The sequence below is a fragment of the Micromonospora avicenniae genome, assembly GCF_900156065.1.
In the GTDB taxonomy this organism is placed as follows: Bacteria; Actinomycetota; Actinomycetes; order Mycobacteriales; family Micromonosporaceae; genus Micromonospora; species Micromonospora avicenniae.
Map to the genome: position 1 here is coordinate 45159 of NZ_FTNF01000024.1, position 19218 is coordinate 64376.

Annotated in this window: 14 protein-coding genes; all 14 read right to left on the reverse strand. The window is 72.2% G+C overall.

Annotation, left to right across the window (positions count from 1 at the left end; all coding sequences use genetic code 11):
* Window positions 1-48: 48 nt before the first annotated feature.
* The 14 genes from BXA10_RS25845 to BXA10_RS25915 all read right to left on the reverse strand — a co-directional run bounded on the left by BXA10_RS25845 (window position 49) and on the right by BXA10_RS25915 (window position 19010).
* A complete protein-coding gene (locus BXA10_RS25845; protein ID WP_076473447.1) occupies window positions 49-2919 on the reverse strand; it encodes a ricin-type beta-trefoil lectin domain protein in 2871 nt (956 codons plus the stop codon).
* Between the two features lie 305 nt (window positions 2920-3224).
* On the reverse strand, window positions 3225-4292 hold the full coding sequence (locus BXA10_RS25850; RefSeq protein ID WP_076473448.1) for a polyprenyl synthetase family protein: 1068 nt from the start codon (window positions 4290-4292) through the stop codon (window positions 3225-3227).
* The gene (locus BXA10_RS25855; RefSeq protein ID WP_076473449.1) at window positions 4289-5695 is read right to left on the reverse strand and encodes an alkaline phosphatase family protein; all 1407 of its coding nucleotides are present in this window, start codon (window positions 5693-5695) and stop codon (window positions 4289-4291) included. The genes BXA10_RS25850 and BXA10_RS25855 overlap by 4 nt, the downstream gene beginning before the upstream one ends.
* On the reverse strand, window positions 5692-6930 hold the full coding sequence (eboE, locus tag BXA10_RS25860) for a metabolite traffic protein EboE (RefSeq protein WP_084753281.1): 1239 nt from the start codon (window positions 6928-6930) through the stop codon (window positions 5692-5694). Before eboE ends, BXA10_RS25855 begins: the two co-directional genes overlap by 4 nt.
* Entirely contained in the window at window positions 6930-7796 is an 867-nt protein-coding gene (locus tag BXA10_RS25865; protein ID WP_076473450.1) for a TatD family hydrolase, read from the reverse strand. Before BXA10_RS25865 ends, eboE begins: the two co-directional genes overlap by 1 nt.
* The gene (locus BXA10_RS25870) at window positions 7796-8416 is read right to left on the reverse strand and encodes an EboA domain-containing protein (protein ID WP_076473451.1); all 621 of its coding nucleotides are present in this window, start codon (window positions 8414-8416) and stop codon (window positions 7796-7798) included. The genes BXA10_RS25865 and BXA10_RS25870 overlap by 1 nt, the downstream gene beginning before the upstream one ends.
* A gap of 229 nt (window positions 8417-8645) precedes the next feature.
* Complete coding sequence (locus BXA10_RS25875) at window positions 8646-9677, reverse strand: sugar phosphate isomerase/epimerase family protein (RefSeq protein WP_076473452.1); 1032 nt, start codon at window positions 9675-9677, stop codon at window positions 8646-8648.
* A complete protein-coding gene (locus BXA10_RS25880; protein WP_076473453.1) occupies window positions 9674-10753 on the reverse strand; it encodes an SCO3242 family prenyltransferase in 1080 nt (359 codons plus the stop codon). The genes BXA10_RS25875 and BXA10_RS25880 overlap by 4 nt, the downstream gene beginning before the upstream one ends.
* Complete coding sequence (locus BXA10_RS25885; RefSeq protein ID WP_076473454.1) at window positions 10737-11903, reverse strand: inositol-3-phosphate synthase; 1167 nt, start codon at window positions 11901-11903, stop codon at window positions 10737-10739. Before BXA10_RS25885 ends, BXA10_RS25880 begins: the two co-directional genes overlap by 17 nt.
* A 612-nt stretch (window positions 11904-12515) precedes the next feature.
* Window positions 12516-13715 (reverse strand): Gfo/Idh/MocA family protein, encoded by a 1200-nt coding sequence (locus BXA10_RS25895; RefSeq protein WP_139338151.1) that lies wholly within the window; start codon window positions 13713-13715, stop codon window positions 12516-12518.
* Between the two features lie 54 nt (window positions 13716-13769).
* A complete protein-coding gene (locus BXA10_RS25900; protein ID WP_076473457.1) occupies window positions 13770-14828 on the reverse strand; it encodes a substrate-binding domain-containing protein in 1059 nt (352 codons plus the stop codon).
* A gap of 95 nt (window positions 14829-14923) precedes the next feature.
* Entirely contained in the window at window positions 14924-16039 is a 1116-nt protein-coding gene (locus BXA10_RS25905) for an ABC transporter permease (RefSeq protein ID WP_076473458.1), read from the reverse strand.
* A complete protein-coding gene (locus tag BXA10_RS25910) occupies window positions 16036-17550 on the reverse strand; it encodes a sugar ABC transporter ATP-binding protein (RefSeq protein WP_175649314.1) in 1515 nt (504 codons plus the stop codon). The genes BXA10_RS25905 and BXA10_RS25910 overlap by 4 nt, the downstream gene beginning before the upstream one ends.
* Before the next feature lie 281 nt (window positions 17551-17831).
* The gene (locus tag BXA10_RS25915; RefSeq protein WP_076473482.1) at window positions 17832-19010 is read right to left on the reverse strand and encodes an ROK family protein; all 1179 of its coding nucleotides are present in this window, start codon (window positions 19008-19010) and stop codon (window positions 17832-17834) included.
* Window positions 19011-19218: the final 208 nt, after the last annotated feature.

Genomic DNA, 19218 nt, shown 5'->3' on the forward strand with positions numbered 1-19218 from the left:
GGGCCCCTGCCCAACGATATGCGTCGACAAGGGGCCCTTCCACTCAACTCAGGGCAGGATCCACTTCTGATTCGCCGCACCCGTGCAGGTCCACAGATGCACCGGCGTGCTGTCGGCCGAATTGTTGCCCGACACATCCAGACACTTGCCCGACTGCGGATTACGCAACGTCCCGTCAGCCTGCGCCGACCAGTTCTGCGCACCCGTACCGTTGCACGTCCACAACTGGATCTTCGTGCCGTCCGCGGACCCACCACCCGACACGTCCAGGCACTTACCCAACGCCCGGACGGTCGAATTCGGCGTCACCGTCCACGTCTGCGCGGCACTGCCGTTGCAGGTGTAGAGCTGGATCTGGGTGCCGTCCGCCGTGGCGCCACTCCGCACGTCCAGACACTTACCCGCCAGACCCCGAATCGGACCCGTGCCGGACGTGCCGCCGCCGGTGTTCAGGGTAAAGGTGTCCACGTCGTAGAGCGCCCCGGTGCCCGACCCGGCGAACGTCAGGTAGAGCGTCGTGGTGCCGGCGGGCGGACTGGTGACCGTGCCGGTGACCGTGGTGAAGGTCTCCCAGCCGCCGGTCACGGGCACGGTGGCCGACCCGATCACGGTGCCGGTGGCCGAGCCGGTCCGCAGCTGGAGGGTGCCGCCGGCACCGGCCGACGAGACCCGGGCGGTGAACGAGGTCACGTTGCCGACCTGGTAGGGCTCGAAGGCGATCCAGTCGCCGTTGTGGATGTCGCCGACCGTCTTGCCGCCCTCGGCCGCTGCCTTGTCGAAGGTGTTGATCCCCGACGAGGTCTTGAAGTGCTCGGCCTGGCGGTGCCGGGGCTGGAGAGTGTGCTGGGTGTGGGTGGTGAGGCCTCCCGCGTCGGTGTACTCGGCGTCGAAGATCGCGAAGATGTTCGCCGCGTAGTCGTGTTCACCGTCGACGGGGATCGTGATGGTGCCGGAGCAGCCGTTCTGCGAGGTGATCTGGTGCCCGTGCTGGTCGTGGCCGAGCACGTAGGTCATCTTGACCTTGGTGCAGTCGATCGTGCCGTCCTCCGGGTCGGTGACGGTGATGCTGAACGGCACCGAGTCGCCGAAGGAGAAGAGCTTGCCGTTCCCGGGGTTGGTGATGGTCACCGTGGGCGCGGTGTTGCCGACGTTGATCACCACGTTGGCACTGCCGGTGGCACCCTGCGGGTCACGCACGGTGAGGGTTGCCGTGTACGTGCCGTTGGCGGTGTAGGTCTTCGTGGGGTTGGCCGCCGTGGAGGTGGTGCCGTCCCCGAAGGCCCACTGGTAGGTCAGCGCCCCGCCGTCGGGGTCCGACGAGCCCGCCGAGGAGAACGCCACGGTCAGTGGGGCGGCGCCGGAGGTCTTGTCGGCTGCCGCCCGGGCCGTGGGTGCCCGGTTGCCGCCGCCGATGTAGTCGAAGCGGTAGAGCGCCGAGTTGGCATCCCCGTTGAAGTAGCCGGTGCCGTAGTCCAGGACGTAGTACGCGCCGTCCGGGCCGAAGGCCGAGTCCATCACCTGCTTGCCGGTCCACGGGAAGGCGTCGATGGTGCCCCGGGAGCCGTCGGCGTTGACGTGGATCGGCTTGATCCAGCCGCGGCCGAACTCGGTGGCGAAGAACTGACCGTCGAAGGACTGCGGGAACTTCGTGGTCGAGGGGTTGGCGGCGTTGTACCGGTAGACCGGGCCGCCCATCGGGGACTCCGAGCCGCCACCGAACTCGGACGGGCTGCCCGCGTCACCGCCGTAGCGGATCCAGGCGGGCTGCGCCGGCGGCAGGGTGGGCCGACCGGTGTTCCGGAACGAATTGTTCGTCGGGCCGCCGGTGCAGTTGAACTTCGGGCCGGTGGCGTTGGTGGCGAAGTTCCACTCGTTGTACGTCTCGGTGCTGGTGTTGGTGCCGGTGCAGTACGGCCAGCCGTAGTTGCCCGGCCCGGCGACCCGGTTGAACTCGACCTGACCCGACGGGCCGCGGGTGGCGCTGGTCGAGCCGGCGTCCGGCCCGTAGTCACCCACGTAGACGATGCCGGTGGCCTTGTCCACGCTCATCCGGAACGGGTTACGGAAACCCATCGCGTAGACCTCGGGGCGGGCGCCCGAGGTGCCGGCCGGAAAGAGGTTCCCGGAGGGTATCGAGTACGTGCCGTTCGCGTTCACCTTGATCCGGAGGATCTTGCCGCGCAGGTCGTTGGTGTTGCCGGCGCTGCGTTGCGCGTCGAACCCGGGGTTGCGGTTGGTGCGTTCGTCGATCGGGGCGTACCCGGATGAGTCGAACGGGTTGGTGTCGTCGCCGGTGGAGAGGTAGAGGTTCCCGGCGGCGTCGAAGTCGATGTCGCCACCGACGTGGCAGCAGAGGCCCCGGTCGGCGGGCACGTCGAGCACGTCGACCTTGCTGGCCTGGTTGATGGTGAAGTCGGCGTTGAGGGTGAAGCGGGACAGCCGGTTGACGCCCTGCCAGGCGGAGAAGTCGGTGCCGGTGGCCGGCGCGTCGCCGGCCGGGGTGGCGAGCGGCGGCGCGTAGTAGAGGAAGATGTGCCGGTTGCTGGCGAAGTTCGGGTCCACCCCGACGCCCTGCAGGCCTTCCTCGTCGTGGGTGTAGACGGGAATGGTGCCGGCCACGGTGGTGGTGCCGTTCGCGTCGGTGCGCCGCAGTGTGCCGTTGCGCGCGGTGTGCAGTACCGAGCGGTCCGGCAGCACGGCCAACGACATCGGCTCGCCCAGCTCGGCGACGCCGCGGGCGAGCTCGACCTGCTGGAAGTCGGTGGCGTTGATCGGATGGGCCTGAGCCGGAGTCGGGCCGCCGAGGGCGGCCGGGCCCGCGCCGAGGGAGACCGTGCCGGCCGCGACGACCAGCAGCAAGGCCGAACCGGCGGTGAGCCGACGTCGGGGTCGGTGGTGGATTCTGTCCGATCTGGACATGGTGGGGCTGTCCCTTCCTGACGACTGACTGCCAGGCGGGGCGCGCGCCGACGCGCCGGGGCCGTAGCGGGGGGGTTGCGGTGTGGCCCGCCGGGGTGCCGATCCGGCCGGCCGTGAACACTCCGACGCTGGAGCCACCCGCGCGGAGGTCACCAGTCGATGGGTTACCGCGCCGCCGGTTCGCCTCGACGAAACAGTGTGGTATTGGCCACGACATTAAGTTACACACTTGAATGTGTCTATACCTTCTGCCGGGCCGAACCGGACTTCCGCTCGACCTGTCGAAAGTCGCGGGTAGGGGCTGGTCAGGAGCGGCGGTCGATCGCCTGCTCGGCGAGGCCGATCAGCGCCGCGCGGGTCGCGGTGTCCACCGGCGCACGCTCGAGCGCCGCCAGCGCCTGCTCGGTACGCACCCGGATCATCTGCTCGATCCGGGTCCGCGCGCCGGTCGCCTCGATGATCGTGCGCAGCTCGGCCGCGCCGTCGGCGTCCAGCTCGGGATTGCCGAAGAGTTCGCGCAGCCGTGCCGTCTGCGTCCGGTCGGCGGCGCTGCGGGCCAGCGCCATCATCACCGTCGGTTTGCCCTCGCGCAGGTCGTCCAGGATCGACTTGCCGGTGACCGCCGGATCACCGAAGACGCCGAGCACGTCGTCGCGGAGCTGGAACGCGTCGCCCAACGGGTCGCCGAAATCGGCGAGCCTCTCGATGAGCTCCGGCGGGCCACCGGCCAGCGCCGCGCCGATCTGCAACGGCCGGGTGACCGTATAGCGGGCGGCCTTCATCCGGATCACGGTCAGGGCGCTCGCCACCGAGCCGTCCCCGACCCCGGAGACGAGGTCCAGGTACTCCCCTGCGATCACCTCCGTACGCATCAGGGCGAACATCGCGTACCCCCGGTGCACCTGCTCGGTGGGCAGGCCGCACTCGTGGAACATCTGGTCCGACCAGGCGGCGCAGAGGTCCCCGCAGAGCAGGGCCGTATTCCGCCCGTACGTCTCCGGGTCGCCCCGCCACGATGAACGCGCGTGCAGGTCGGCGAAGAGACGGTGCACCGACGGCTCCCCCCGGCGGCGGTCACTGCCGTCGAGGATGTCGTCGTGGATCAGGGCGAACGCGTGGAACAACTCCAGGGCGGCCGCGGCCACCACGATGGGCGCACCATCCTCCCCACCGGCACCGCGCCAGCCCCAGTAACAGAAGAGCGGACGCAGTCGCTTACCACCGGCCAGCACGAACCGCTGCAACGCGGTGAACACGCCACGCGGCGCGCCGTCCGGCCAGTCCGGCCCCTGACGGTCGAGGAACGCGGCCAGCTCGGCGTCGAAACGGCCCCGCAGGCCACTCGCGTCGGTCGGCGCAACCGTGACCGTCACCGGGTGTCCTCCTTCGTGGCCGCGCCGAGCCCGGCGAGCTCCAGCAGCAGCGGCTTCACGTCCGTCGCGGCGAGACGCTCCCGGGCCGCGGCCGGGTCCGAGCAGAGCAGCACCGGCCCGTCCGCCGGGTCGGCCGGCAGCCGTCCGTGCGAACCGCGTACCGCCCGCGCGCCCGCGTCCAGCCCGACCACACTCATCAGGTAACGCATGCCGAGCTTCTTCCGGGCCAGCGCCACCGCTGCCCGACGCTTGGCCGCCGCGGGAGCGGCCGGGTCGAAGAAGAGCTCGGCCGGGTCGTACCCGGGCTTGCGATGGATCTCCACGAGCCGGGCGAAGTCCGGCGCCCGGTCGTCGTCCAGCCAGTAGTAGTAGGTGAACCAGGCATCCGGCTCGGCCACGAGCACCAGCTCTCCGGCCCGCTCATGGTCCAGCCCGTACGCGGCCTTGCCGTCGGCGTCCAACACCTCGGCCACCCCGGGCAGGCCGGCGCAGAGCTTCGCCACCGCCGGCACGTCCGCCGCGTCCCGCACGTAGACGTGCGCGACCTGGTGGTCGGCGACCGCGAACGCTCGGGACGTCCACGGATCCAGGTACTCCATGCCGGCCTGGGTGTGCACCCGCAGCAGCCCCTCGGCACGCAGCAGCCGGTTGACGTCGACCGGGCGGGACACGTCGGTGATGCCGTACTCCGACAGCACCACCACTGTCGCGTCCCGGGCCTCGGCGGCGTCGAGCAGCGGGCCGAGCACCACGTCCAACTCGGCCGCGGCGGCCGCGGCCCGGGGCGAGGAGGCGCCGTGCCGTTGCAGGTCGTAGTCCAGGTGCGGCACGTAGACCAGGGTCAGGTCCGGTGCCTGGTCGGCGAGGATCTGCTCGGCCGCCCGGCAGATCCAGGCGGAGGAGGCCAGCCCGGCGCCCGGACCCCAGTAGCTGAAGAGCGGGAAGGTGCCGAGCCGCCCGGTGAGCGCCTCGTGCAGCTGCGGCGGGTCGGTGTAGCAGTCCGGGTCCTTACGCCCGTCGGCGTGGTAGATCGGCCGGGGCGTGACCGTCCAGTCGACGTCCGCACCCATCGCGTACCACCAGCAGACGTTGGCCACCGTGTAGCCGGGCTCGACCCGCCGGGCCGCCTGCCAGAGCTTCTCCCCGCCGACGAGGGCGTTGTGCTGCCGCCAGAGCAGCACGTCGCCGAGGTCCCGGAAGTACCACCCGTTGCCCACGATGCCGTGCCCGGCGGGCGGCTCCCCGGTGAGGAACGTGGACTGCACCGAGCAGGTCACCGCCGGCAGCACGGTACCGAGCTCGGCCTGGAAGCCACGCTCGGCGACCGCCCGCAGCCGCGGCATGTGCGCCAGCAACCGGGGGGTCAGCCCGACCACGTCCAGCACCACCAGACGACGACTCATGCCGGCACCTCGCTCCGCTCGACGCCGCTGCGCGGCGATCCCTGATCTGGCACGCCCGCCGGGCCGACGGGCGCGAGGCCGAGCGCGGTCAGCTCGGCCCGGGCGAAGGCGAGCTCGGCGGCGATCCCCGAGGCCAGCTCCGCGTCGGTGCGGGGGCGCCGCGCCTCCGGCAGCACCCCCCAGGTGTAGGTCTCGACGTCGAGGTGGTCGCAGCCCGCGTCCGGGCCGCTGAACAGCTCGGTCAACGCGGCGCGCAGCACCGGGACGGTGGACTCCAACGGCGCCTCGGGCGGAGCGTGCAACGGCACGTGGTAGTGCACCCGCCACCGCCCCGGCAGCCGCGCGTCGAGCGCGGCGTCGAGGTCGTCCGCCGCGTACGCCGGATCGGCCGGGTCGTCGCCGACCGCGCAACCGGCGGCCCGGGTCTGGTGCAGGAAGCGCGGCTCGACCCAACGTCGGAGCGCCTCGGCGGAGCCGACCGGGTCGGCCGCCTCCAGGGCGGCCGAGACCTGCACCTTCACCACGGGCAGGCCGGCCGCGCGCAGCCGGGTCAGCGCCTCGGCCGGCTCCTCCCAAGCGCAGGCGAGGTGCGCGAGATCGACGCACACGCCGAGTCGTTCGGTGTCCATTGCGGACAGCATGGCAGCGGATTGTTTCGTGCTCTCCACCAGACAGCCGGGTTCCGGCTCGAACCCGACCCGGATCCGTCGACCGGTGTCCCGCTCCACCTCGGCCAGCCCGGCGGCGAGCTGGTCCAGCCGCGCCCGGGCCGTCCCGGCGCGGGCGGCGTCCCACGGCGATCGCCACGCCAGCGGCAGGGTGGAGATGGAGCCGCGGGCCGCGTCGTCGGGAAGCAGATCGGCGAGGACCCGGGCCAGGTCCAGGGTGTAGGCGAGCCGGTCCGGCGTGGTCCAGTCCGGGTGGTAGACGTCGCCCTTGACCACCGGGGCCTGGAAGGCCGCGTACGGGAAGCCGTTGAGGGTGACCACCTCCAGGCCCCGCGCGGTCAGCTCGGCTCGCAGCCGGAGGCGGGCCGCCGGCTCGGCGGCGAGCGCCGCGGCGACCGGGGCCGCCAGCCAGAGCCCGAGCCCCAGCAGGTCGGAGCCGAGCTGCTGGCGGACCGGAACGGCGTAGGTGTCCAGTTGCGCGATGATGCCGGCGAGGTCCTCGGCCGGATGCACGTTGGTGCAGTAGCCGAGGTGAACGAGCTCGCCGGACGCGTGCCGCAGTCGCATCAGCTCCCCCCGCGCAGGATCGAGTTGCCGGCGAAGGTCGCGGGCGGCGGATCGAGGTCGGTGACCTCCACGTCGGTCAGGTCGAGCCGCTTGGACTGGCCGTAGAACTCCACCGGGTTGCGCCACAGCACCTGGTCGACGTCGTCGGCGGTGAACCCGGCCGCCAGCATCGCCTCAGCGGTGGCCCGGGTTAGCAGCGGGTCCGAACGCCCCCAGTCGGCGGCCGAGTTGACCAGCATCCGCTCGGTGCCGTGCTCCCGCAGGATCTCCACCATCCGGGGCGGTGACATCTTCGTGTCGGGGTAGATGGAGAAGGCGAGCCAGCAGCCGGTGTCCCGAACGAGCTTCACGGTGACCTCGTTGAGGTGGTCGAGCACCACCCGGCCGGGTTCGATGCCGGACTCGCGGACCACCGCGAGACTGCGCTCCACGCCCCGGGCCTTGTCGCGGTGCGGGGTGTGCACCAACGCGGGCAGGTCGTGCGCCACGGCGAGCGCGAGCTGCGCGGCGAACGCGTCGTCCTCCTCCGGGGTCATCGAGTCGTACCCGATCTCCCCGACCGCCACCACACCGTCCTTCTCCAGGTAGTTCGGCAGCAGATCGAGCACCGGCCGGCAGCGCGGGTCGTTGGCCTCCTTCGGGTTCAACGCGATGGTGGCGTAGTGCCGTACGCCGAACTGCCCGGCCCGGAACGGCTCCCAGCCGACCAGCGAGTCGAAGTAGTCGGTGAACGAGGCGGGACTGGTACGCGGCTGCCCGAGCCAGAACGCCGGCTCGACCACCGCTCGTACTCCGGCCGCGGCCATCCGCTCGTAGTCGTCGGTGGTGCGCGAGGTCATGTGGATGTGTGGGTCGAAGATGCGCATCACGCCTCCGTGGCGGTGGGTCGGCCGGAGCCGGCGGTGAGCCGGCCGAGCAGGTCGGTGGCGTCCGCGGGCATGTTCCGCCCGGCGGCGTGCCGTTCGTCGGCGAGACCGGCGAGCATCACGGCCAGCTCGCCGTCGGCGCGGACGTCGAGGTCGGCCACGGCGGCCAGCGGCACCCCGGTGAAGACGCACTTCAGGACCGCCTGCCGCCACGCGGCGGCGTCGAGGTGCCGGGCGTACGGGCCGAGCGCGGCGGCGAGCAGCCGCGTGTCGTTGGTCCGGATCGCGTCGTGCAGCAGGGGCACCGCCGCCGCGCCGATCGGCAGCAGCGGCAGGGCCTTGAGCACGGCCCGTTTCTCGGCCGCGTCGCCCCGCCGGTAGAGGCTGTCGGCGTATTCGGCGTGGTCGGCGGGCAGGGTGGTGAGCAGTAGTGCGCGGGCGGCCTCGTCAGCGGTCCAGCCGGGTGTGCCGGGCAGCGCGGCCCGACCGCAGCGCCGGCCGGCGGCCGGGAAGAACCTGGTGATCGTGGCCGGGTCGACCGCCACCTGCCGCAGCGCCTCGTCCAGCCAGTCCGGGTCGGGTACGCCCCGCAGGGCCACCCGGAGATGATCCACTGTCATCGTGCCTCCCCTCGGCGCCGCTCCGGATCCCGGAGCCTGCGCGTATCGCCGTGGGTGCCCGAGCGTCGCCTCCCCGGCCGCGGCCGGAAGCCGCGCCGGTGGCCGTGGCCCGGTCGCGACGCCGCGACCGCATCGCCGTGCGCCGTGCCGCGGCCGGAACCGCGGCGTGCTCGCGACGAAGGCCGCGGCACCGGCGTGGGTACGCCTCGGACCTCCCTCTGCTCTGCACCTACATAAGCACCGGGGCCGTTCCGGTCGACGGCGCGTCGGTGGGTGCAGAGCGGAGGGGCGCGGTGGCGTCCGGCTGGGCCGGCACGGCGGGCTGGGCCACCCGCGCAGGTGGTGCCGGCGCGTCCGGCAGGATGCCCGCCCGCGCCGCGGCGGCGTGCAGGAACTCCAGTGAGCGGGCGGCGACGGCGGGAGCGGCGTGCGAGTGCCGGGGCAGTTCCACGGCGACGAGACCGTGGTAGCCGGCGTCGTCCAGCGCCCGCAGCACCGGCGGGAAGTCGATCTCACCCTCGCCGAACTCGAGGTGCTCGTGGACGCCCCGGCGCATGTCGTCGATCTGGACGTTCACCAGGTGTTCGGCGACCTCATGGACGCAGCGGTCCACCGGCTGCGGCTCCAGGCAGCGACAGTGTCCGATGTCGAGGGTCACGCCGAAGCAGGACGGTCCGTCGAGCGCGGCGCGCAGCCGTCTCCAGCCGGCGATGTCCTCGACCAGCATGCCCGGCTCCGGCTCGAAGCCCAGCCGTACGCCCGCCCGGTCGGCGGCGTCGACCACCGTCGCGCAGCCGGCGACCAGCCGGTCCCAGGCCGCCCGGGGCGGGACGTGCTCGGGACGTACGCCGGCCCAGAACGACACCGCCTCCGCGCCCAGGTCGGCACCGATCCGTACGGCCCGGCGCAGGAACTCGACGCGGCGGGTCGGGTCGTCGTGCAGCAGCGTCGGAGCGTGCTTGTGCCACGGGTCGAGCAGGTAGCGCGCACCCGTCTCGATCATCACGGCGAGGCCGAGCGCGTCCAGCCGCCGCCGGAGCGCGGTCACCCGGCGGGCCAGCCCCGGCGCGAACGGGTCGAGGTGGTCGTGGTCGAGGGTGAGCGCCACCCCCGCGTAACCCAGGTCGGCCAGCACGGCGAGCGCATCGTCGAGACGGTGGTTCGCGAAGCCGTTCGTGCCGTACCCGAAACGCGGGCCGGTGCCCCGGGGGCGGTCGGTCGAGTCGGTCCGGCGGGCTGACGGATCGGTCGCGGTGCTCATGTCGGGGAGACCATCCGGGCAAGCCGCCGCCCCAGCGGCGCCGCGGCCGCGACCGCCAGGCCCAGCAGGCCGGCGCCGCCCCGCGCGGTGAGCGCACCCTGCAGCGCGGGCAGCCCGGTGATGCCCGCGCCGACCGCTGCCCGGACGCGACCGGCGCTGGGCTCGGCCACCACCCGGGCCTGCGCGGCGCCGTAGCCGGCCGCGTACCAGGCGGCGAGCGCCGCCGGCACCACGGCGGCGAGCGTGCCGCGCAACGACGCCGCTCTTCCGTCCCCGGAACCGCGCTGTGGGCTCAGGCGCGCCCGGATCCGGTCGGTCCGGCGCGAAGCGTGGGCGCCGCACGGCCGGGCGTCCGCACGGGACGAGGTGGCGGGTTGCGCGTCGGGGTCACGCCCGGCCGGGTCGTCGCCGCGGCCGGCGCCGACCCGCCCGAAGAGGTCGCGGCCAGTGAGGTCGCCGTCGGGAGTGTGCCGGGCGGCCCGCGCGGCGGCCGCCGCGACGACGGCGGTGCCGGCCAGCGTGCCGAGCGGCAGGGCCGGGTCGGCGCCGGTGACCTCCCGGCGGGAGAGCGCCGTGACCGTCCAGGTGTGCGCGGCCACGGTGAGCGCCGCCGGCAGCGCGCGGGTCAGCCGACCGCCGCTCGCGCCCAGCAGCACGTCCAGACCCCGGCAGGCGGCCATCACGGCCGGACCCGCTGGGGTGTTCTTCGCGCGCAGGTCGTAGCCCCAGACGGTGACGGACAGCGGCACCGCGACCGCAGCCGCGCGCCGACCGCCGGCGGCAGCAGCCAGGGCGACCCCGGCGGTGGTGAGGCCCGCCGCGAGGCCGACCGCCGTGCCCGGGTGGACCCGGCCGCTGGGGATGGGCCGTTCCGGCCGTTCGACGGCGTCCAGCCGCCGGTCCGCCCAGTCGTTGGCGGCCATCCCCGCCCAGTAGAGCAGCACCGACGCTCCGGCCAGTGCGGGCGTACGCCGATCGAGCACCCCGGCCGCGGCGGCGCCGGCGACGACGTCCCCGGGAACCGACAGGGCGGCCGGCGCGCGGACCAGCTCGACCAGGTCAGCCAGCGTGGCCATCGGCGCTCTCCTGCCCGGCGTGCAGGCTCCGCGTGAAGTTCACGAGCCGGACCCACTGTTCCGTGAGCGAGTGGGACGGCGAGCCGAGCGGGTCCTTGAAGAAGAAGCCCAACTCGGTCAGCGGGCCGACCTCGCCGGCCGCGTGCGCGGCCGCGGTGAGCCGGGCCAGATCGAGCACCAGCGGCGCGGCGAGCGCGGAGTCGCAGCCGTGCCAGGTGAACTCCATCCGCATCCGGGTGTCGAGGAAACCAGAGAAGGTGATGAGATCCCAGGCGGTCTTGAAGTCTCCCAACTCCTCGACGAAGTCGATCCGGGTCTCGCCCTGCGGGACGTAGCCCAGTGTCTCGCCGAGCACCCGCTGCTTGCTCTCCACCTTCGCCGCGTTGGCGCCCGGGTCGACCAGGTTGGCGCCGTCACCGCCACCGAGCAGGTTCAGCCCCGACCAGGAGCGCACCCGCAGGTGCCGCATCGCGAACATCGGGGCGAGCACCGACTTCACCAGGGTCTCCCCCGTCTTGCCGTCGTGCCCGGCGTACGGCAGTCCGCGCTCGACGGCCAGCGCGTGCAGGGCGGGCAGCCGCGCCCCGGTCGACGGGGTGAAGTCGACGTACGGGCAGCCGGCCTCCAGGGCCGCGTACGCGTAGAGGGAGCTGGTGGGCAGCACCTCGTGCGGGCCGGCCAGCGCGGCGCGCAGGGCGGCCGGGTCGGCGTGCCCGGGGTGGGGGTGGGCGGGCGGCTCGGTGGCCGAGACGTTGACCACGACCAGCCGGTCCAGCTCGTGCCGGTCGCGGAAGCCGATCAGATCCCGGGCGGCGGCGACGGCTCGTACCGCCTGGGTGGCGCCGGTCGGTGCGGGACGCAGCTCGTCCTCGACCGCGGCAAGCTCGTCCGGGAGCGCGGCGACCAGCCGGCCGGGCAGCACACCGGCGGCGGCCAGCGCCTCGGCTCGCTTGGTCAGTGGGGTGGTGACCACGTCGTGGCCCCCGAAGACCAGGTCGGCGAAGGCGGGAAGGGCGGGCCCGCGCAGTTCGGGAAGTTCGGTGACGCAGCCGGCCGGCCCGGCGAGGCCGGCCCGCAGAGCGAGCCCTCCGACGATGCTCGTGGTCGCGACCGATCCGCGTGCTCCCACCAGCCAGACACCCGTACGCATGGCGCTCCTTCCCCGATCAGGAGGACCGTTGTGTATCGAATTACATTGATATCAGAAGTTGCCTCGGAAAACTATGGGTCTGAACGGATGGGCCCCGTCCGCCCGTCCGCCGGGACGGTCCGGCGTCGAAGTCGGCGGCAACGTCGCCGGCCGATCCCGGTCGGGTGCGGACGGACGGGGTGGCAGGCAGGGTCGGTCGGCGTCTCGACCCTGCCTCCCCCGCATCCGCGTCGGGGCGGTGGCCCACCGCCCCGGCCGGACGTATCAGTGGCCGACGTGCACCCCGGGTCGGCGGGAACGCTCGATGACGGTCTCGCGAGACATGGACGGTGCCATCTGCTCCTCCGGATCGTCGGGATGGTGGCGGTCCTCCGGTGCGGCCGGGGAATCCCGGTCCGGCCGCACCGGACGGCCGTCCTGCGTGTGCCACCGGGCGCCGGCCCGGTGCACGCCCTCCGGACTCGACCTCGTCCCGGCCACGGGGCGCAACCGCGGCCGGCCCTCGCCGGTCGGTCCGGAGGTACTCATCGGGCGGGGGCGGCGTCGACGCCCCCGCAGGCGGATCGGGAATGTGCGGCCCGGCCGGAGGGTGCCCGGCCGGGCCGGAGGACGTCAGGCGGGCACCGCGGTGAGCGCGGGTTCCACCTCCGTCCACGACGAACTCGTCTCCGCCGAGCGGGCCACCGCGTCCAGCACCAACTGGACCTGCAGCGCGTCGGCGAAAGAGGGAGCCGGGTCGGCACCGGTGGCGATCGCCTCGATGAAGTCGCGCATCTGGTGCGTGAACGAGTGCTCGTAGCCGATGATGTGCCCCGGCGGCCACCAGGCCGACATGTACGGGTGCTCACCCTCGGTCACCAGGATGCGGCTGAAGCCCTGCTCGGCCGTGGGTCGCGTGGCGTCGTAGAACTCCAGCTCGTTCAGGCGTTCCAGGTCGAACACCACGCTGCCCAGCGAGCCGTTGATCTCCACCCGCAGGGCGTTCTTGCGGCCGGTGGCGAAGCGGCTCGCCTCGTAGGTGGCGAGCGCACCGCCGTCGAGCCGGGCCACGAAGAGCGCCGCGTCGTCCACGGTCACCGGTCCGGTGGCCGGAGCGGCCCCGTCGGCGACCTGACCGTCGGCACCGTTCGCCGTGGCAGCCAGCCCACTCGATTCGGCGGGCAGCGGCCGCTCCTTGACGAACGTCTCGGTCACCGCGCTCACCCCCGTGATCCGCTGACCGGTCACGTACTGGGTCAGGTCGATGATGTGCGCGCCGATGTCCCCGAGCGCGCCCGACCCCGCCCTGTCCTTCTGCAGCCGCCAGACCAGCGGGAACTGCGGGTCCACGATCCAGTCCTGCAGGTACACCGCCCGGACGTGCCGGATCACTCCGAGCCGTCCGTCGGCGACCAGCTGGCGCATCATCGTGACCGCGGGTACCCGGCGGTAGTTGAACCCGCACATCGACCGTACGCCGGCGGCTTGGGCCGTAGCCGCCGCGGCGGCCATCTCCCTCGCCTCCTGCACCGTGTTGGCCAGCGGCTTCTCGCACAGCACGTGCTTACCGGCGGCCAACGCGGCGAGTGCGATCTCGGCATGGCTGTCGCCCGGGGTGCAGACGTCGACAACGTCGATGTCGTCCCGGCTGACCAGGTCACGCCAGTCGGTGGTGTACGCCTCCCAACCGAGCCGGTCGGCGGCCTCGGCCACCTTCCCGGAATCCCGGCCGCAGATCAACGACATCCGGGCCCGCGCCGGTAGGTCGTACACCCGGTTCACGGTGCGCCACGCCTGCGAGTGCGCGGCGCCCATGAACGCGTAGCCGACCATGCCGACCCGCAGTTGCTTACCTGTAGTGGACAAGGTGGGTCTCCCCCCAATGTGTCAGAACCCGAGCTTGAGGTAGTTGCTCGCGTTCTCCTTCGTGATCGTCTCGGAGGCGAGGATGATCTCCTTGGGCACCTGCAGCTCGACCAGGTCGGACATGCCCTTGCCCTGGGCGATCAGCCGCGCCAGGGAGATGGCCGAGGACGCCATCGACGGGCTGTAGGTGACGGTCGCCTTGAGCACGGTGTTGTCCGCCTGGATGTCCTCCATGGCCTTCTTCGAGCCGGCGCCACCGACCATGAAGAACTCCTTGCGGTTGGCCTGGTTGACCGCGGCCAGCACACCGATGCCCTGGTCGTCGTCGTGGTTCCAGACCGCATCGATCTTCGGCAGCGCCTGGAACAGGCTGGTGGCGGCCTGCTGGCCGGAGTCGGCGGTGAACTCGGCCGCCCTCCGGTTGCTCACCTTCAACCCGCTCTGGGCGAGGGTGTCGGCGAAGCCCTTCGAGCGCTCCTGGGTCAGCTCCAGGGAGTCGATGCCGGCGATCTCTCCGATCACCGGGTTGCTGACGCCCTTGGCCTTGAGCTGATCGACGATGTAGTGCGCCGCGGCCACGCCCATGCCGTAGTTGTCGCCCTTGATCTGAAGCCGGTAGGCCAGCGCGTCGGGGAAGGCCCGGTCCAGGTTCACCACCGGGATACCGGCCTTCATCGCCTCCAGGCCGGCGGCGTTGAGCTCCTTGCCGTCGTGCGGAAGCATGACGATCACGTTCGGCTTCTGCGAGATCAGCGTGGAGATTGCGGCCCGCTGGGCAGCCGCGTCCGCGCCGGCCTCGACCGTCTTGAACTCTACATCGGAGTAGGCACCGGCCTGCGCCTTGGCGTTGGTGGTGATCGCGGCGAGCCAGCCGTGGTCGGCGGCCGGGGCGGAGAAGCCGATGACCACCTTCTGGCCGGGCGCCGCGTTGCCGCTGGCCGCGGCGTCGGCACCCTTGGTCTGTGCCGCGGTGGGCTCGGTCTCGTTGCTGGTGCAACCGGCGAGCAGCACGCCGGCGCCGACGGCAGCCCCGCCGAAGAGCAGGCGGCGGCGGGACAGGTCGCGACTGTGCTCGGTCATGACGACCTCCTGAATTCGCGGTGATGGGAGCGGGAAAAGGGTGTGCGGGGCCCGGTCACCGTCGCCTGCACGGTGACCGGGTGTGCTGCGGTGGGTCAGTTGGTGGTGAGTCGGTTACGTCCGAGGAACTGGGTGAGGCTGCGGAACTGCACCTGTTGGACCAGGACGGCCGCGACGATGATGCCGCCCTTGACCATGTTCTGGGCCTCGGTGGTGAGGCCGTTGATCGCGAAGAGGTTGGTGATCGTCGAGAAGATGATCACCCCGAGCAGGGAACCGATGATGGTGCCCCGCCCGCCGCTGAGCAGCGTGCCGCCGATGATCACAGCGGCGATCGCGTCCAGCTCGTAGAGGTTCGCCATCGCCGCCTGGGCCGACGTGGCCTGAGCGGTGAGCATGATCGCGGCGATGCCGCAGCACAGACCGGAGAGCGCGTAGAGCATCAGCGTGTGCCGCTTGACGTCGATGCCGGCCAGCCGGGCCGCCTCCGGGTTGCCGCCCACCGCCACGGTGCGCCGCCCGAACGTGGTGCGGTTGAGCAGCACCCACCCGGCGATCACCACCGCGGCGAGGATGTAGACCAGCAGCGGGATCCCGAGCAGATTCGTGCTGGCGATGTCGTTGATGGTGGCGTTGTTCGACACCTGGGTCTGCTTGTCGGAGAGCTCGGCGGCCAGTCCGCGGGCGGCCACCAGCATCGCCAGCGTGGCGATGAACGGCACCAGCCGGCCGTACGAGATGAGCAGTCCGTTGACCAGACCGACGCCGAGGCCGACGGTGAGCGCGCAGAAGATCATGCCGCCGGCGCCGTAGCTCTGGGTCGCCACCGTGGTCGCCCAGACCCCGGCGAGCGCGACGATCGCGCCGACCGAGAGGTCGATGCCACCACCGATGATGACGAAGGTCATCCCCACGCTGACCACACCGACCACGGAGGCCAGCTTGAGGATGACGAGGATGTTGCTCCACACCCAGCTGGAGTTCCCGTAGAGGTCGGGTCGGGTGACGATGCCGATGACGATCAGCGCCACCAGCACCCCGATCAACCAGAGGTTGCGGCGGGCGCCCTCACCGCTCTCGCCGCGCCACCAGGAGAGCCGGCCCGCGGCCCGCTGCTCCGCCGCCGCGGTCTCCGCCGGGTCCACCGGCGGAGACTGCGCCGGTAGTTGCGCCGGCCGCTCCGGGGTGGAGGTGTCGGTCACGTCGCTCATGCCGCCGCGCCTTCCATCAGGGACCCCGCCATGACGAGGTCGAGGACGGTGTTCTCGTCAAGTTCGCCGGCCGGTGCCTCACGGACGACCCGCCCCTCCCGCATCACCAGCACCCGGTCGGCCAGACCGAGCACCTCGGGAACCTCGCTGGAGACCAGCAACACTCCGACGCCCTGCTCGGCGAGGGAACGGATGACCTGGTAGAGCTCCGCCCGCGCGCCGACGTCGACCCCCCGGGTGGGCTCGTCCAGCAACAGCAGCTTCGTGTCGCCGAGCAGCCAGCGCCCGACCACCACCTTCTGCTGGTTGCCACCGGAGAGGGTGCGCACCGGGCGGCGCACGTCGCGCGGGCGCAACTCCAGGCTCTCCGCGATCCGGTCGGCCTCCGCGCGCTCGCGTCCCACGTCGGTGAAACCGGCCCGGGCGTACCGGGTGAAGGTGGCCAGGGTGACGTTGCGGTAGATCGGTTCGCCGAGCAGCAGCGCCTGGCTCTTCCGCTCCTCCGGGGCCATGCCCATCCCGGCCCGTACCGCCGCGCCGACGCTGCCCGCGCGCAGCACCCGGCCGGCCATTCGCACCGTACCGGCCTCGGCCCGGCGAGCGCCGTAGATGGTTTCCAGCAGCTCCGAGCGGCCGGAGCCGACCAGCCCGGCGATACCGACGACCTCCCCGGGCCGTACCCGCAGCGAGACATCGGCGAACTCGCCGGGCCGGGTGAGCCCCTCCACCACGAGCAGGTCGGCCTCCGCCGGGCCCGCGCCGGTCGGACGCTCCGGGAAGACGTACTCGATCGTGCGGCCGGTCATCCGGTTGACCAGGTCGCGGGTCGGGGTGTCGCGCGCCGGCAGGTTGGCGGCGGTGGTCCCGCCGTCCTTGAGCACGGTGACCCGGTCACCGATCTCGCGGATCTCCTCCAACCGGTGCGAGATGTAGATGACGGCGATGCCCTGCGCGGTCAGCTCACGGATGATGCGGAACAGGTTGCCGACCTCGTCATGGGCGAGTACCGCGCTCGGCTCGTCCATGATGATCAGTCGCGCCTCGTGCGAGAGCGCGCGGGCCATGCTGACGACCTGCTTGCCGGCGGCCGGCAGCAAGCGGACCATCCGGTTCGGCGGGATCTCGGCGTGACCGAGCCGGCCGAGGATCTGCCGGGTACGCCGAGCCATCTGACCACGGCGCACGAAGCCGAACCGACGCGGCTCGTGGCCGAGGAAGGCGTTCTCCGCGACCGAGAGGTCCTCGACGAGATCCAGCTCCTGGTAGATCGTGGCGATCCCGGCGCGCATGGCGGCCTGTGGATTGGCGAAGGTCACCGGCTCGCCGCGCCACTCGACCTGGCCGGAGTCGGGTTGGTGCACCCCGGAGAGCACCTTGATCAGGGTCGACTTGCCGGCGCCGTTCTGGCCGAGCAAGCAGTGCACCTCGCCGGCGCGGACCTCCAACTGCACGCCGTCGAGGGCGCGTACGCCGGGGAAGGTCTTGACCACGTCGGTGAGGCGCAGCACCACCTCGCCCGCGACGGTGTCGGCCGGCGCCTCGAGCAGTGGCGCGTCCACGGACCCGCCCTGCGCACCGCCGCCCGTCGGACTCGCTTCCGGTTCGGTCACCACGCCCTCCTCCCGCTCGGTCACACCCACTCCACCTATGGCTGCGGGGCTCGCAGGCCCGGCTCGGTCCTCGTGCTCACAGCACCACCCCAGATCGCGACTGCGGGGCTCGCAAGCCCGGCTCACTCCTCGCGCTCACGACGTCTCCCCCGCCTGCGGCCGCCCGGCTCGCGACTCCGACCTCACGACGCCTCCCCGAACGCGACGTCGCTGGCGAGCACCGCAGCGCCGGCGACCCCGGCCCGCGGGCCGAGCTCGGAGAGGACGACGGGCAGGTTGCCCGTGGCCAGCGGCAGCGACCGGCGGTAGACCACGCTGCGGATCTCGGCGAGCAGGATGTGACCGAGCTGGGCGAGGCCGCCGCCGATCACGATCATGGACGGATTGGCGAAGCTCACCAGTCCGGCCAGCACGCCGCCGACCCGCCGCCCCCCGTCGCGGATCAACTGGATGCAGGCCACGTCTCCCTCGACGGCGCCCTCGGCCACGTCGAGGGCGGTCACCGTGCCGTTGGCGGCCAGCCGCTCGGCGAGCGCGGCCGAGGTCCCGTTGCGGGCGGCGGCGGCCGCGTCCTTGGCCAGCGCGGCGCCGCTGAAGAGCGCCTCCAGGCAGCCGACGTTGCCGCACGAGCACATCGGCCCGTGCGAGTCGACCTGGATGTGCCCGATGTCGCCGGCACAGCCGTCCGTACCCCGGTAGACCTCGCCACTGAGGTAGATGCCGCAGCCGATGCCCGTACCGATCTTGACGAAGAGGAAGTCGTCGACCGAGTGGGCGACGCCGCCGTGCCGCTCGCCGATCGCCATGATGTTGACGTCGTTGTCGACCACCGCGGGGCAGCCGTGCTCACGGGTGAGCAGCTCCCGCACGGGAAAGCGGTCCCACCCGGGCATGATCGGCGGCGACACCGGTAGCCCGTCACGGAAGCTCACCGGGCCGGGTACCCCGACACCGACGGCGTCCAGCCGCTCGTACGCGCCGTCCACCTTGGCCTTGTGCAACAACTCGTTGACCCGCTGCAGGATCACCTTCGGGCCGGAACGGATGTCGGCCGCCTCCCCGTACGCCGCGACCGGTTCGAGCCGCCCATTGACCACCTCGACGTCGATCGACGAGGCGCCGAGGTCGACGGCGGCGAAGCGCAGCCGAGGGTTCAGTTCGACCAGGGTGGACCGACGGCCACCGCGGGATGCCGCCAGCCCGGCCTCGGCGACGTAGCCGAGGTTGACGAGCCGCTCGAGTTCGGCCAGGAGCCGGGGGCGTGGCATCTGCAACCGGTCGCCGAGTTCGGCCCGGGAGACCGCTCCCTCGTCGCGGAGCAAGCGCAGGAGGCGTACGTGCAGGGGGTCGTCGGTCCGCACCGGGCTCACCTCCACATCGGCATCCTTCACATCGACGAGGCTGTCTATGCGTTGTGCTCGACACAGTAGGAGTCTTCCGAGCCGGATGTCCAGAGCTTCGGCTGATCCGTCGCTAACTTTTGCTCATTCGGACAGAAGTTTTGGTAGCGACTGGCGCCACGGAGGCCGCCGTCGGCGCTTCGATCACCATCCGTACGGACGACACCGC